This window comes from Cellulosimicrobium sp. RS, assembly GCF_046159675.1.
Taxonomy (GTDB): Bacteria; Actinomycetota; Actinomycetes; order Actinomycetales; family Cellulomonadaceae; genus Cellulosimicrobium; species Cellulosimicrobium funkei.
This window is the reverse complement of record NZ_JBJXVU010000005.1, coordinates 261747-274525: the sequence shown is the minus strand read 5'-3', so window position 1 is coordinate 274525 and position 12779 is coordinate 261747. Positions and strand designations below refer to the sequence as shown.

The window sequence follows — 12779 nt, the reverse complement described above, 5'->3', positions numbered from 1 at the left end:
GACCGGGCGACCGGGCGGGACGCGCCACGGCGGTTCCACGCCGTGGGCGAAAACCCCTGGCGTGGCCGCGGGAGGCGGACGTACCGTCGTCGTACACGCGAAAGGAGGTGGTCCTGGAAGTGAAGATTCTTCGGACTCGTGAGGTGGTTGCGCGCTAGTCGTCGCGCAACCGATCCAGCAACGGACCGGATGCGGTGAGCCCGTGAACCGGGCGGGGTCTTCCGAGGGGAGCCCCCGGCGGCGAGCGAGTACCACGCAACCACCGGAGCCCGCGGGTGTCGTGCCCTCGTCCAGCACGACAGGAGGAACCCTCCAGCCCGCGGGCTTCTTGCTGCCCGCACCCCGACGCTGAGTAGGCGTCAGAAGGGCTTGCGCGCGACCACGAGGAAGCGCGGCGCCTCGTCGACGAACTCGTGGCCCGCGGCGAGGTGCAGGTGCAGGGCGCGCAGGGGCGCCTCGTAGCGCGCGACCGCCTCGGGCGAGAGCGACGCGAGCTCCGGCACCTGCCAGGCCATGAGCCGCAGGTACCAGAGCAGGGCGGACAGGTCCCGGAACCGGCGCAGGCCCTCGTGCTCGCGCGCGGCGTCGACCACGAACCCGGCCTCGCGGAGCACCTCGACCGCGGCGTCGAGCGTGACCGAGTCCGGGTCCCACGCCGGCTCGGCACCGAGCGCGGTGCTCAGACGCACGCCGTCGCGCGAGTCGGCCTGCTGCGTGAGGAAGACGCCGCCCGGCTCCAGGACGCGGAGCACCTCGTCCGGGTCGAACTCCTCGTGCCGGTCGAGGACGACCGCGAACTGGCCGTCGAAGAACGGCAGGAGCTGCTCGTCGTCGCCCTCCACGGGCCGCACCTCGACGCCGAGGGGCTCGAGCCGCCGTCGGGCCACCGGCAGGTTCGGGGCCCAGCCCTCCGTCGCCGCGGAGCCCGCGGGGAACGGGCCGAGCGTGGAGAGGAGCTCGCCGCCGCCCGTGCCGAGGTCGAGCACGGGCCCGCGCCCGCTCGCGACGAGCTCGCGCGCGAGCGCCACGTAGTCCCACGGCAGCGGGTCCTCGACGACGCGGCCCGCCACGGGGGAGAGGTCGAACCCGACGACCGGGACCGCGCGGGCCCACGCGACGTGCTCCTCGAACGAGGCGTCCCGGGCGGGCACCGGCGCCTCGCTCGCGCGGTCGGGGGTGGCGGGGGTGTCGGGTACCGCGTCAGGCATGGGTCGATTGTCACCCGCCCGGGCGCCGGAGCCGAACGCGAGCGGTGCGCGGGCGCGGGCGCGCCACGACCCGACGGGGAGGACTCCCCATCGCCCGCACCACGGCGCGCACGATAGCCTCCCCGGTGCCCGCCTCGCGCGTCCCGGACACCGGGTGCCGGCGGGCCGGACGACCGACGAGGGGACGAGGACGACGTGAGCGGTATGTGGGGCGCGGACGTCAACGAGCTGCGGAGGCTGGCGCAGTCGCTGCGGTCCGCCTCCGACCAGCTCGTGAGCACGACGTCCGAGGTCAGCGGCCTCGTGGAGGCGGCGGGCCGCTGGCAGGGCGGCGACGCCGACCAGTTCCGCAGCGAGTGGACCGGCACGTCCGTCGCGCTGCTGCGCGGCGTGAGCCAGACGCTCTCCGAGGCGTCGCAGGCCGTCCTGCGCCACGCGGACCAGCAGTTCGCGACGAGCACCGAGGGCGGGTCCATCCCGTCCCCGGGCGTCCCCGGGCCCGGCGTGCCGACCGGCCCCGGCGGCGGCCCTCCCGGCGCGGGCGACCCGCTCGACGGGTCGATCTGGGACGTCGGCGACACCGCGCTGTCCGCGTGGGGCGCCGGGAGCGGCGCGTGGATCGCGTACCGCACCTTCCTCGCCGCGCGCGGCTTCCTCGACGCGAGCCGGCTCGCGGCGCTGTCGCCCGCGGCGGCGAGCGCCCTGCAGCTCACGCGCGGGATGGCGGTCGGGGACGCGCTGAGCGTGCTCGGGCGGGCCACGACGTTCTCCCGGTTCATGGGCTTCGCCGGCGGTGCAGCCGGCGTGGTCGGCGGCATCAACCAGATCGTCAACACCCAGTACGACGGCGTGCGCGGCGGCGTCGACCGCGGCATGGGCGTCCTGTCCGTGATCGGCGGCGCGGGCACCATGGCGATCGCGGCGGGGCTCCTCACCAACCCGGTCGGCATCGCGGTCGTCGCGGGCGCGGCGGCGGTCGCGGGCGTCTGGGCGCTCGGCAACCTCGTCTACGACAACTGGGACTCGATCACGGGGTTCTTCTCGGACCCGGGCCCGTACCTCGCGGACGGCTGGAACGACGTCACGAGCTTCGTCGGGGACGCGGCCGATACCATCGGCGACGTCGCGTCCGACGTCGGTGACGCGATCGGCGACGGGCTCTCCGCCGCCGGCGACTTCATCGGAGGCCTCTTCTCGTGACCCAGCAGCCGACCATGCAGTGGTCCGCGGCCGACATCGCGGCCGCCGAGCAGACGCTCGCGCGCACGGCGCCCGGCGAGGTGACGCACGTCGTCACGCTCACGGACGAGGAGGTCGCGATCCTCGACGGGCTCCAGAACCCGCAGCTCGTCCCGCTGCCCTGGCTCGACGCGCAGGAAGGCGCGGACCGCACGCTCGTGGGGCGCGTGGCCCTGCGGTCGCTGCTCGCGCGGGGTCTCGTGGTGCCGTCCGACGAGGAGCGCCCGCCCGGGCCGGGCGGCGAGCCGCAGGTCGGGATCGACGCGGTCCCCGAGGTGACGGGCCCGCTCGTGCTGCGGCGTACGGCGTCGGCCATCCTCTCCGCGGACCGCACGACGGCGCTCGGCAAGCACTGGGTGTACGTCTACCTGCACGACGAGGACCGGGTGCTCGAGGAGGAGGTCGGGCCGAGCGGCCACCACTCCTTCAGCGTCTACCCGCTCGCCGAGCTCGCGGGGCGCCTCGCGGTGTTCCTCGACCCCGCGGCGAAGGCCGTGCTCGACGGCCGCGCCCGCACCTTCACGACCGAGCAGTTCGCCGCGGAGGCCCGCACGTCGCCGGAGCTCTCCGGAGCGGTCGCCGTCACGGTGCTCGGGGCGGTGCGCGCAGGCTCGGACACCCTCGTCCGGGTGAGCGTCTACGCGACGCCGGACGGCGTGTACGTCGTGCGCGGCGGCGAGCACGACGCCGACGGCGCGCCCGTCACGCTCGAGCTGTCGGAGGTCGGGCCGGCGACGCTGCGCCGCCTCCCCGCCGAGCTGCTCGGCCGATGACGGCCGCGCCGACCGGCGACCGCGCGACGCGCAAGGTGCGCCACTGGGCCGACGCGTCGCGCCTCGGCCGCCTGCGGCACGTCGAGGCCGCGACGCCGAACGGCCCCGCGTGGGCCGTGGTCCTCGTGCTCGTGCTGCTCGCGCCGGTGGCCAGCCTCGCCGACGGCGAGGTCGTCGCCGCGGCCGTCCTGCTCGTGGCCGTCGCCGCCGTGCTCGGCGTCCTGCTGTGGTTCCTCGGCTCGGAGAAGCTGCTCGTGCTCGACGGCGGCATCGTCGTGGGCTCGTTCGCGCCGTTCCTGCGGCCCACGGTGATCCCGTGGTCGGGGATCGACCCCCGCACGGTCTCGGCGGTCGTGGGCAACCAGCGCACGATCGGGCTCCTCATGGCCGATCGCGGCGTGAGCGGCGCGTCGCGCACGGTGCTGTGGTCGCGCCGGCCGGTCACGTTCCTGGCGGTGTCGCCGGTCGTCGCGCGGCACGCGTGGGCGCAGGGCCAGCCCGTCGACCTCGCGACCGCCCCCGGCTTCGACCTGTGGGTCTTCTCGACGCGGCGGCCGTCCCGGCAGGCGCCCCTGGTGCACGCGCTCGCCGCCGCGATGCACGACGCGCGGGTCCCCGGCGCCGACGCGGTCCTCCCGCACGCGCTCCCGCCGCGGCGGCTGCGCTCGACCGCCGAGGACGCCGACCACCTGGGCATCCCCGAGCGGTTCCGCCGCGCGCAGCTCCGTCGCGTCTGACTCCTCGCCCCTACCCGGTCGCGGGCCGGGCGCGGTCAGGCGGAGGCGGGACCGAAGGCCGCGGCGAGGGGCGCCGTCGGGCCGTCGCCGGCCGTGCTCGCGCCGCCCAGCGCCCCGACCTGGAGCACCATCCACGGGCTGAACGCCCACGGCGTGGCGGCGACCCCGCGCGCGACGTCCCGCGGGTCGGCCCAGGCGAGCTCCATCACCTCGTCGGGGTTCGCCTCGACCGGGCCCGCCGCACGGGCCGCGTAGACGGGGCAGATCTCGTTCTCCACGACGCCCGACGCGTCGACGGCCCGGTAGCGGAACCCGGGGACCGCGACCTCCAGGTCCGCGATCTCGAGCCCGAGCTCGTGCCGCGCGTGGCGGAGGATCGACTCCTCGGTCGACTCCGTCCAGCGCGGGTGCCCGCAGAACGAGTTGGTCCACACGCCGGGCCACGTGCGCTTCGCGAGGGCGCGCCGCGTGAGGAGCAGGCGGCCCGCGTCGTCGAGCACGTAGCAGGAGAAGGCGAGGTGCAGGGGCGTCTCGGTCGTGTGGACCGCGGCGCGCTCGAAGGTGCCGGTCCGGCGACCCTGGTCGTCGACGGTGACGACGTGGTCGGCGGCGACGGGGACGTGCGAGGTCATGCGGCCACTCTCGCACACGCCGCTCGCGGACCGGCAACCCCCTCCGGCACCGACGGTGAGCGGGGTCACTCCACCGGGTTCGTGGACGATCTTGCCGGACCCTCCGGGGCGTGAATTAAGGTGAGGGTAACCTCACTCGTGTTGACCCGCCGGGCCGAGCGCCCTCGAGCAGATCCGAGCACCATGACCTCGCCCGCGACCGCCGCCACGACGGCCGACGTCCCCGGCGGCACGGCACCGGCCGACCGCGCCGACCGCCCGGCCGGGGTCGCCCGCACGAACGCGGGGCGCAGCCTCGGGCTCCTCGTCGCCCTCGCGATCCTCGTGCTCGCGGTCGTGCTGAGCCTCGTCGTCGGCTCGAAGCCGGTCCCGCTCGGCACGGTCTGGGACGCCCTCACCGGCTACGACGGCTCGGGCGACCACGTGATCATCCGCGACCTGCGCCTCCCGCGGACGGTCGTCGGGCTGCTCGTCGGCACCGCGCTCGGCGTCTCGGGCGCCCTCATCCAGGCCATGACGCGCAACCCCCTCGCCGACCCGGGCATCCTCGGGGTCAACGCGGGCGCCGCGTTCGCCGTCGTGCTGGCCGTCGCGTTCCTCGGGCTCACGGACATCGGGTCGTTCATCTGGTTCGCGTTCGCGGGCGCCGTCGTCGCGACCGTCGCGGTGTACGCCATCGGGTCGCAGGGCCGCGGGGGAGCGACGCCCGTGCGTCTGACGCTCGCGGGCGTCGCGCTGGGCGCGGTGCTCGGCGGTGTCTCGCAGGGCATCACCCTGCTCGACCCGGCGGCGTTCGACCGCATGCGCTTCTGGGGCGCCGGCTCGCTCGCGGGCCGCACGATGGAGATGGCGGGGACGATCGCGCCGTTCGTCGTGATCGGGCTCGTCATCGCGCTCGTCGTCGCGCGCCCGCTCAACACCGTCGCGCTCGGCGACGACCTCGCGAGCTCGCTCGGCGCAAACGTCGGACGCACGCGCGTGCTCGTCGGCGTCGCGGTCATGCTCCTGTGCGGCGCGGCGACGGCCGCGGCCGGGCCCATCGCGTTCGTCGGCCTCATGGTGCCGCACGTCGCGCGGTGGACGGTAGGCCCGGACCAGCGCTGGATCCTCCCGTACTCGGCGGTGCTCGCGCCCGTCCTGCTGCTCGTGTCCGACGTCGTCGGCCGGGTCGTCGTCATGCCGGGCGAGCTCCAGGTCGGGATCGTCACCGCGTTCGTCGGTGCCCCGGTCCTCATCGCGCTCGTGCGCCGCTCGAAGGCGAGCGGGCTGTGAGCGCCCCGGTGCAGGACCGTCTCCCGGCCGGGGCGCCCGGTCCGGACCGGCGCGTCGACTTCGGCCGCCCGACGCGCGTCGTGCGCGGCCGGGGCGTGAGCCTGCGGCTCGACCTGCGCACGCTCGCGGTGTGCGGGGCGCTCCTGCTCGTCGCGCTGGCCGTCGGCGTGGTCGCGCTCACCACCGGCGACTACCCGCTCACCGTGCCGCAGGTGCTCCAGGCGCTCGTCGGCGCGGCCGACGGCCCGGTGCACATGGTCGTCGTCGAGTGGCGCCTCCCGCGCGCGCTCATGGCGCTCGTGCTCGGCGCGGCGCTCGGCGCGAGCGGCGCCATCTTCCAGTCGCTCACGCGCAACCCGCTCGGCAGCCCCGACGTCATCGGCTTCAACACGGGCGCGTACACCGGGGCGCTCGTCGTCATCATGCTGCTCGGCGGCGGGTACGTCGGCGTGGCGGCGGGCGCGCTCGTCGGCGGGATCGTCACCGCCGGGGTCGTGTACGTCCTCGCCTACCGGCGCGGCGTGCAGGGGTTCCGCCTCATCATCGTCGGCATCGCGGTGTCCGCGATGCTCGCCTCCGCCAACCAGTGGCTCATCGTCAAGGCCGACCTCGAGACCGCGATGGCCGCCGCCGTGTGGGGCGCGGGGTCGCTCAACGGCATGACGTGGGCGCAGGCAATCCCCGCGTGCGTGCTCGCCGCGCTCCTCGCCCTGCCGCTCGTGTGGCTCGCCCCGCGCATGGGCCTGCTCGAGCTCGGGGACGACGCCGCGGCCGCGCTGGGCCTGCGCAGCGAGCGGGTGCGGCTCGCGCTCGTCGTCCTCGGCGTCGCGCTCACCGCGCTCGTCACCGCGGCGGCCGGGCCGATCGCGTTCGTCGCGCTCGCCGCACCCCAGCTCGCGCGCCGCCTCACGGGCAGCGCGGGCGTGCGCATCCTGCCCGCCGCGTGCATGGGCGCGGTGCTCCTGGCCGCGAGCGACCTCGTCGCGCAGCGCGCGTTCGCCCCGACCCAGCTCCCCGTCGGCGTCGTCACCGTGAGCGTCGGCGGCGCCTACCTCGTCTGGCTCCTCGTCCGCGAGGCCCGCAAGTGACCCCGACCCCGCAGACCGGAAGGACCCCGGTGGCACCCACCCAGCTCGCGGACGCCCCGCACGACGCGGCCGCGCCCGGCACCGCCGACCGCGCTTCGGCCCCCGCCGCCGACCGCCTGCACGCCGACGGCATCACCGTCGGCTACGACGACCGCGTCATCTCGTCGGGGCTCGACGTGACGATCCCCGACGGCTCGTTCACGGTGATCGTCGGGCCGAACGCGTGCGGCAAGTCGACGCTGCTGCGGGCGCTGTCGCGCCTGCTCAAGCCGTCGCAGGGCGAGGTCGTGCTCGACGGCCGCTCCATCTCGTCCATCCCCGCGAAGGAGGTCGCGCGCCGCCTCGGCCTCCTGCCGCAGTCGTCGATCGCGCCCGAGGGGATCACCGTCGCGGACCTCGTCGCGCGCGGGCGCTACCCCCACCAGAAGCTCCTGCGCCAGTGGTCGCGCGAGGACGAGGCGGCCGTTGTCGCCGCGCTCGCCGCGACCGGCACGACCGACCTGTCGGGCCGCCTCGTCGACGAGCTGTCCGGCGGTCAGCGCCAGCGCGTGTGGGTCGCGATGGTCCTCGCGCAGGAGACGCCCCTCCTCCTGCTCGACGAGCCGACGACCTTCCTCGACATCGCCCACCAGATCGAGCTGCTCGAGCTGTGCGCCGACCTCAACCGGGACCGCGGGCACACGCTCGTCGCCGTCCTGCACGACCTCAACCACGCGTGCCGCTACGCGACCCACCTCATCGCCATGAAGGACGGCGCGATCGTCGCCGAGGGCGCGCCGGGCGAGGTCGTCACGGCCGAGCTCGTGGAGGACGTGTTCGGCCTCCCGTGCCGCATCATCGCCGACCCCGTGACGGGCACCCCGCTCGTCGTGCCCGAGGGCCGGCCCCGCCGCGCCTGACGCGGCCCCGTTCTCCCGGTCGGACCACCCCGCCCGACCGACCCCCCACCGTCCTGCGCTCGCCCGCACCGCCTCGTCGGAGGAGCACCGCATGACCCGCACGACCCGTCCCTCGTCCACCCTGCCCGGCGCGCCCCGTCCACGGCGCCGGCCCGCCAGCGCGGTCGCGGCGGCCACGCTCGCGCTCGGTCTCACGGCCGTCGTCGCGGCGTGCTCCCCGGGCACCGACGCGGGCGCCGACGGCGCCGGCGACGGCCAGCCGTCCGCGAGCGCCGACGGCTGGTCGTGGACGTCCTCGGGCCACGGCACGACGTACGAGCTCGACGAGGCGCCGGACCGCCTCGTCGTCGACGGCTACTCGGCCGCCGCGCTGTGGGACTACGGCGTGCGGCCCGACGGCGTGTTCGGGTACGGCTTCTCCGACACGGGCGCGCTGTCGATCGGCAACGCGCGGGTCGACGAGATGGAGGTCGTGGGCACCGACGCCGAGCTCAACCTGGAGAAGCTGCTCGCGCTCGACCCCGACCTCGTGATCGGGTTCGGCACGGAGGACGGCACGGCGTGGCGGTGGTGGGACGAGAAGATCACCGAGGAGGCGACCGCCGTCGCGCCGTTCGTCGGGATGAAGTTCTCCGGCCGGCCCGTCGTCGAGGTGATCGAGGACTACGCGTCGCTCGCGGAGGCGCTCGGCGGCGACGCGGACACCCCGGAGGTCGCGGAGGCGCGCGCCGCGTTCGACGAGCGCCTCGACACCCTGCGGGCGATCGCGGCGGAGAAGCCGCTGACGATCCTGCCGCTCAACGGAGCCGAGGAGCTGTGGGTCGGGCAGCGCACCCTGGGCCAGCTCGCGCTGCTGGAGGAGCTGGGCTTCACGATCGGCGGCCCGCAGGACCAGCAGGCCTGGGCGGAGCTCAGCTGGGAGCGCGTGCCGGACTACCCGGCGGACGTCGTGCTCAGCTACACCGGCTCCGACGAGGCCATGGCGGCGAACCCCGTCTACGCGGGCCTGCCCGCGGTCCAGGCGGGGCAGGTCGTCGGCTGGGACGACAAGCGTCCGTTCACGTGGGCGAGCTACGTCGAGTGGTTCGACGAGCTCATCGCGGTGCTCGACGGCGCCGAGGTCGTCTCGGGGCCGCCCGCGTCCTGACCGTCCCACCAGTCGAGGACGACGGTCGCGTGGTACGTGAGCCAGCGTGACGGCTCGCCCGCGGGGGCGTCGACCTCGAACCACACGCGGCCCGGGTGCCGCCGGCCCTGGAGCCAGGTGCCGTCCGGGCGCCGCGCGCGGCGGACGTGCTCGACCGCGTCCGCCGCGCGCGGGTCCGGCGGCGTGCCGTCGAGCAGCGACGCCGCGCGCAGGTAGACGAGCGCGTTGAGCACGCTGTAGTACCAGCGGAACGGGTAGGCGAGGCGGAACGCCCAGTCCCCGACGGGCTCGCCGGTGCCGAGCCGGCGGAACAGGCCGCGGCGGAGCAGGTACTCCTCGCCGGCGCGGCGCGCGGCGCGCAGCTCGTCCGTTGCCCCGGCGTGCTCCTGATAGGCGAGGAGGCCCTTGAGCGCGTTGAGCGTCGAGTGGTACGACGACACGGTCGCGCCCTCGACCCACGCGCAGTTCCACCCGCCGTCGGGCAGCCGACCGTCGAGGACGGTGCGGAGCAGCCCCGTCACGTCGACGCCGAGCCACGCGCCCGCGGCGAGCGTGTACCCGTTGATGCACCAGTCGACCTCGCCGCCCCAGTAGGGCAGGTCGTCGTACTCCCAGCGGCAGTGCTCGGCCAGCAGCTCGGGCGTGCGGCGCGCGCGGAGCACCTCGGGGTCGAGACCCCACTCGCGCAGCGCGACGAGCGACCAGGTGGTCGCGGTCCAGGGCTGGCCCTCCTCGGGCCTGCCCTCGGCGTCCGGCGGGGCCGCGCCGTCCCCGCCGACGTCCGCGGGGAAGTACGCGCCGCCCGCCCACTGCCCGTCGGGGTCCTGGTGGCCGAGGAGCCGGGCGCCGAAGCCCTCGGTCGCGACGCGCGCCCGCGTCGCCCGCCACACGGAGGGCGGGGCGTGCACGACGTCGCGCTCCACCTGCCAGCGCAGCGCCGGGTCGGCGTCGAGGAGCCAGCCGACGACGTCGTCGTCGACCGGCCCGCCGGACGGTCGGTCGGCCATCCCGTCACGCTACGCCAGGGGACGGCCGACCGCCGTCGGTCAGGCGAAGCCGAACACGGGCGGGAACACGAGGGCGACGACCGCCGCCCACACCGCGTAGACGGGGAGGAAGCGCGTCTGCCACGCGACGAGGTCGGCGAACGGCCGGCGCCCGCGGAGGAACGCCGTCGCGAGCACGGCCGACCACGCGAGGTGGACGAGCAGCAGGAGGTTGAGCCCGAGCGCCGCCGCCTTGTTCGGGCTCACTCCGAACTCGGCGATGCGCGTGAGCATCGCGGTGAGCGCGACGGCGTCGACGGCGAGCGCCGCGCCGACGAGGACCACCAGGAGCCCGTCGAAGAACGACCCGGGCGCGAGCGGGTCGCGTGCCGAGACGGAGTAGAGGAGCAGGCACAGGACGAGCACGAGGATCGCGTCCATGAGGATGAGCAGCTCGCGGTCGACGGCCGCGAGGTTCCCCGCGGTCGCGAGGACGACGAACGCGGCGAGAAGCATGACGAGCGTCAGCGGAGTGAACACGCGCGTGAGCACGGGCGCGATGTTCTCGACGACGTTCTGCTTGGCCTCGACGAGCCAGGCGGCCACGATGAGCGCCGCCGGGACGCACAGGGTGAGGATCCAGGTGTCGAGGTAGGGCTCGAGGTCGACGCCGGCGAGCGAGAAGACCCCGATCGTCAGGCCGAGCAGCACCGCGCCCCCGAGCGCGATGAGCGTGTAGTACACGGCGAGCTCGCCCGTGAACCGCACGAAGTCCATGCGGCGCGCGTCCGAGCGCCACCGCCCGCCCACGTAGGCGAGCCCGACGACGGACCACAGCGTCACCGGGGCGGCGAGCGCTGCGAGGACGAACGTCGCGTCCGTGGGCGCGAACGGGTACACGTTGAGCACGACGCCCAGCACGACGAACGGCACGACGAGCGCGCCGACGACGCGCAGCGTGACCTGGCGCTTCCACGCGAGGTAGGCCGTGAGGAACGGCAGCACGAGGAGCCCGACGTTGAGGCCGACCGTCTCCCAGGGCAGGAGCACGGTCGCGACCTTGACGGTGACGCCCACCGCGACGGCGAGCCCCAGCACGACCGCGAGCTCGCGCCACGAGCGGGTGCGGCCCGGCTGCTGGCCCACGAGGACGAGCTGCTTCCACAGACGCTCGGAGTGCTCCTGCGCGAACTCGCGCGACAGGTCGTCGAGCGTGCCCATGCGCTTGACGGCGACGAGGAAGGCCTCGTCGTCGTCGAGGCCCGTCGCGCGCAGGTCCTCGACCCGCTCGCGCAGGTGGTCCTCCATCTCGTCGACGTCCGCCGCGGAGATCGCCTCCCGGCGCCGGACGTACCCGCGCCACTGGTCGATCTGCGCCTCGAGCGCGGCGTGCGGGCCGGGGCTCGCGGCGCCGGCCGGCGCGGTCGCGGCGCCCATCAGGCCCACCCCTCCGCGACGCGCGGCGGGCTCTGCAGCCCGTCCTGGGCGGAGCGCCACACCTGCTGGAGCGCGTGCGCGACGACGTCCCACTGCGCCTGGCGCTCGACGAGCGCCTCGCGCCCCGCGGCCGTGATCGCGTAGTGCTTGCGGCGCCGGCCGACGTCGGACGTGCCCCAGGACGCCTCGACGAGCCCGAGGCGCTCCAGCCGGTGCAGCAGCGGGTAGAGCATGCCGTCGGTCCACTGCATCCGGCCGCCCGAGAGCTCGTCCACACGCTTGAGGATCGCGTAGCCGTAGGACTCGCCGTCGGCGAGGATCCCGAGCACGAGCGGGGTGGCCGAGGCGGCCACGAGGTCCTTGTCGATACGCATAACGCTCCTATGCCTAGTTGTTCTAGGGGCTATGACCCTAGCAGATCTAGGGTTGGCTTCGGCGGCCTCGCCCGGCGCTACGGTGACGCGATGGACGCCGCGACCCACGCCCGCCTCGTGCGAGCGCACCTCGACGCCGCGACGCCGGAGGCCGTGCGCCGCCTGCGCGCCGTCGTCGACGCGCTCCCGGACCGCGCGGAGGAGATCGTCGTCACCGTCTTCCCCGACCAGGACGGCGAGGGCACGTTCGACGTCGTCGTGTCGCTCGACGGCCCCGACGCCGCCGTGCTCGACCGCGCGATCGCGCCGCACCGCACGCTGTTCGAGGTCGTGCAGGGCGAGGACGGCCCCGTCCCGGACGTGCCGCTCGTCGCGCCCGGCCGCGAGCCGTACGACGCGCGCGACGTCGTCGTCGACACCGCCGCCGACTGGGTCGTGGACGTGTGGGACGCCGCAGCGCGCGGCAGGTCGCGCGTGCGGGGCGTGGCGGACGGGCACGACGGCCACGGCACCTCCGTGCCGCGCGCGCTCGCGCCGTGAGCGGGGGAGCCGGGCCACGCGTGGTCGCCGGGGGCGACCCCCGGAGGCGCCGCCTGGAGGAAGAGCAAGGGCCGGGAATGCGAAAGTCCCGGTCAGGGACGACCTGACCGGGACCTCGTCACGTGCGCGAGGGGGGAGTTGAACCCCCACGCCCTTTCGGGCACACGGACCTGAACCGTGCGCGTCTGCCTATTCCGCCACTCGCGCGTGCCGCAGAAGACTAGCACGGCGCGGGCGACCGACCGGCACCGCGCCGTCCTGCGTGACGCCCGCCACCCGGACGCACCGCGGCGCGGCCCCGTCGCCGACCACGACCTTCGTCGCCCTCGAGCACGTCGTCGCTCCCGGGAAGAGCGGCGGGACGACGGCAACCTCGTGCTCGGCGGGGGAGCGGACGCCCGACGTTCACACGCTCCGCCACGAAAGCGCCACATCCGTCCGGTAATC

The 12779-nt window shown here is 75.4% G+C and carries 13 protein-coding genes and 1 tRNA gene; 8 read left to right on the top strand and 6 right to left on the bottom strand.

What is annotated here, in order from left to right:
• Positions 1-359 precede the first annotated feature (359 nt).
• On the bottom strand, positions 360-1208 hold the full coding sequence (locus tag ACI769_RS10315) for a class I SAM-dependent methyltransferase (RefSeq protein WP_085386948.1): 849 nt from the start codon (positions 1206-1208) through the stop codon (positions 360-362).
• Positions 1209-1403: 195 nt separating this feature from the next.
• On the opposite strand from ACI769_RS10315, the gene ACI769_RS10310 reads away from it, so the two are divergent.
• From ACI769_RS10310 to ACI769_RS10300, 3 genes are read left to right on the top strand one after another with little or no spacing between them, the layout of a single operon-like run.
• Positions 1404-2408 carry a hypothetical protein gene (locus tag ACI769_RS10310; RefSeq protein ID WP_137281383.1) on the top strand — a complete coding sequence of 335 codons (1005 nt, stop codon included), beginning with the start codon at positions 1404-1406 and terminating at the stop codon, positions 2406-2408.
• Positions 2405-3220 (top strand): hypothetical protein, encoded by an 816-nt coding sequence (locus ACI769_RS10305; RefSeq protein WP_085386949.1) that lies wholly within the window; start codon positions 2405-2407, stop codon positions 3218-3220. Before ACI769_RS10310 ends, ACI769_RS10305 begins: the two co-directional genes overlap by 4 nt.
• Entirely contained in the window at positions 3217-3957 is a 741-nt protein-coding gene (locus ACI769_RS10300; protein ID WP_085386950.1) for a hypothetical protein, read from the top strand. The genes ACI769_RS10305 and ACI769_RS10300 overlap by 4 nt, the downstream gene beginning before the upstream one ends.
• A 35-nt stretch (positions 3958-3992) precedes the next feature.
• Here the strand turns inward: ACI769_RS10300 and idi are convergent, their stop codons facing one another.
• Positions 3993-4589 carry an isopentenyl-diphosphate Delta-isomerase gene (idi, locus tag ACI769_RS10295; protein WP_051027835.1) on the bottom strand — a complete coding sequence of 199 codons (597 nt, stop codon included), beginning with the start codon at positions 4587-4589 and terminating at the stop codon, positions 3993-3995.
• 183 nt (positions 4590-4772) lie between these two features.
• Here idi and ACI769_RS10290 point away from each other — a divergent pair, with 183 nt between their 5' ends.
• From ACI769_RS10290 to ACI769_RS10275, 4 genes are all read left to right on the top strand, one after another.
• Positions 4773-5861: an iron chelate uptake ABC transporter family permease subunit gene (locus ACI769_RS10290; protein WP_085386951.1), complete on the top strand. Its 1089-nt coding sequence runs from the start codon at positions 4773-4775 to the stop codon at positions 5859-5861.
• Positions 5858-6949, top strand: coding sequence for an iron-enterobactin ABC transporter permease (fepG, locus tag ACI769_RS10285; RefSeq protein ID WP_232322664.1), 1092 nt, complete (start codon positions 5858-5860; stop codon positions 6947-6949). The genes ACI769_RS10290 and fepG overlap by 4 nt, the downstream gene beginning before the upstream one ends.
• A 29-nt stretch (positions 6950-6978) precedes the next feature.
• Entirely contained in the window at positions 6979-7848 is an 870-nt protein-coding gene (locus tag ACI769_RS10280; protein WP_021482257.1) for an ABC transporter ATP-binding protein, read from the top strand.
• Between the two features lie 91 nt (positions 7849-7939).
• Positions 7940-8995 carry an ABC transporter substrate-binding protein gene (locus ACI769_RS10275; protein ID WP_085386952.1) on the top strand — a complete coding sequence of 352 codons (1056 nt, stop codon included), beginning with the start codon at positions 7940-7942 and terminating at the stop codon, positions 8993-8995.
• Here the strand turns inward: ACI769_RS10275 and ACI769_RS10270 are convergent.
• From ACI769_RS10270 to ACI769_RS10260, 3 genes are read right to left on the bottom strand one after another with little or no spacing between them, the layout of a single operon-like run.
• Positions 8920-10002, bottom strand: coding sequence for a squalene cyclase (locus ACI769_RS10270; protein ID WP_085386953.1), 1083 nt, complete (start codon positions 10000-10002; stop codon positions 8920-8922). The two genes, ACI769_RS10275 and ACI769_RS10270, sit on opposite strands and share 76 nt — an antisense overlap.
• Before the next feature lie 39 nt (positions 10003-10041).
• Positions 10042-11418 carry a permease prefix domain 1-containing protein gene (locus tag ACI769_RS10265; protein ID WP_085388591.1) on the bottom strand — a complete coding sequence of 459 codons (1377 nt, stop codon included), beginning with the start codon at positions 11416-11418 and terminating at the stop codon, positions 10042-10044.
• Positions 11418-11792, bottom strand: coding sequence for a PadR family transcriptional regulator (locus ACI769_RS10260; protein WP_024841614.1), 375 nt, complete (start codon positions 11790-11792; stop codon positions 11418-11420). The genes ACI769_RS10265 and ACI769_RS10260 overlap by 1 nt, the downstream gene beginning before the upstream one ends.
• 90 nt (positions 11793-11882) lie before the next feature.
• Between ACI769_RS10260 and ACI769_RS10255 the strand changes: the two genes are divergently transcribed.
• On the top strand, positions 11883-12332 hold the full coding sequence (locus tag ACI769_RS10255; RefSeq protein WP_085386954.1) for a DUF6389 family protein: 450 nt from the start codon (positions 11883-11885) through the stop codon (positions 12330-12332).
• 123 nt (positions 12333-12455) lie between these two features.
• On the opposite strand, the gene ACI769_RS10250 is transcribed toward ACI769_RS10255, so the two are convergent.
• Positions 12456-12539 (bottom strand) — tRNA-Leu (locus ACI769_RS10250).
• Positions 12540-12779: the final 240 nt, after the last annotated feature.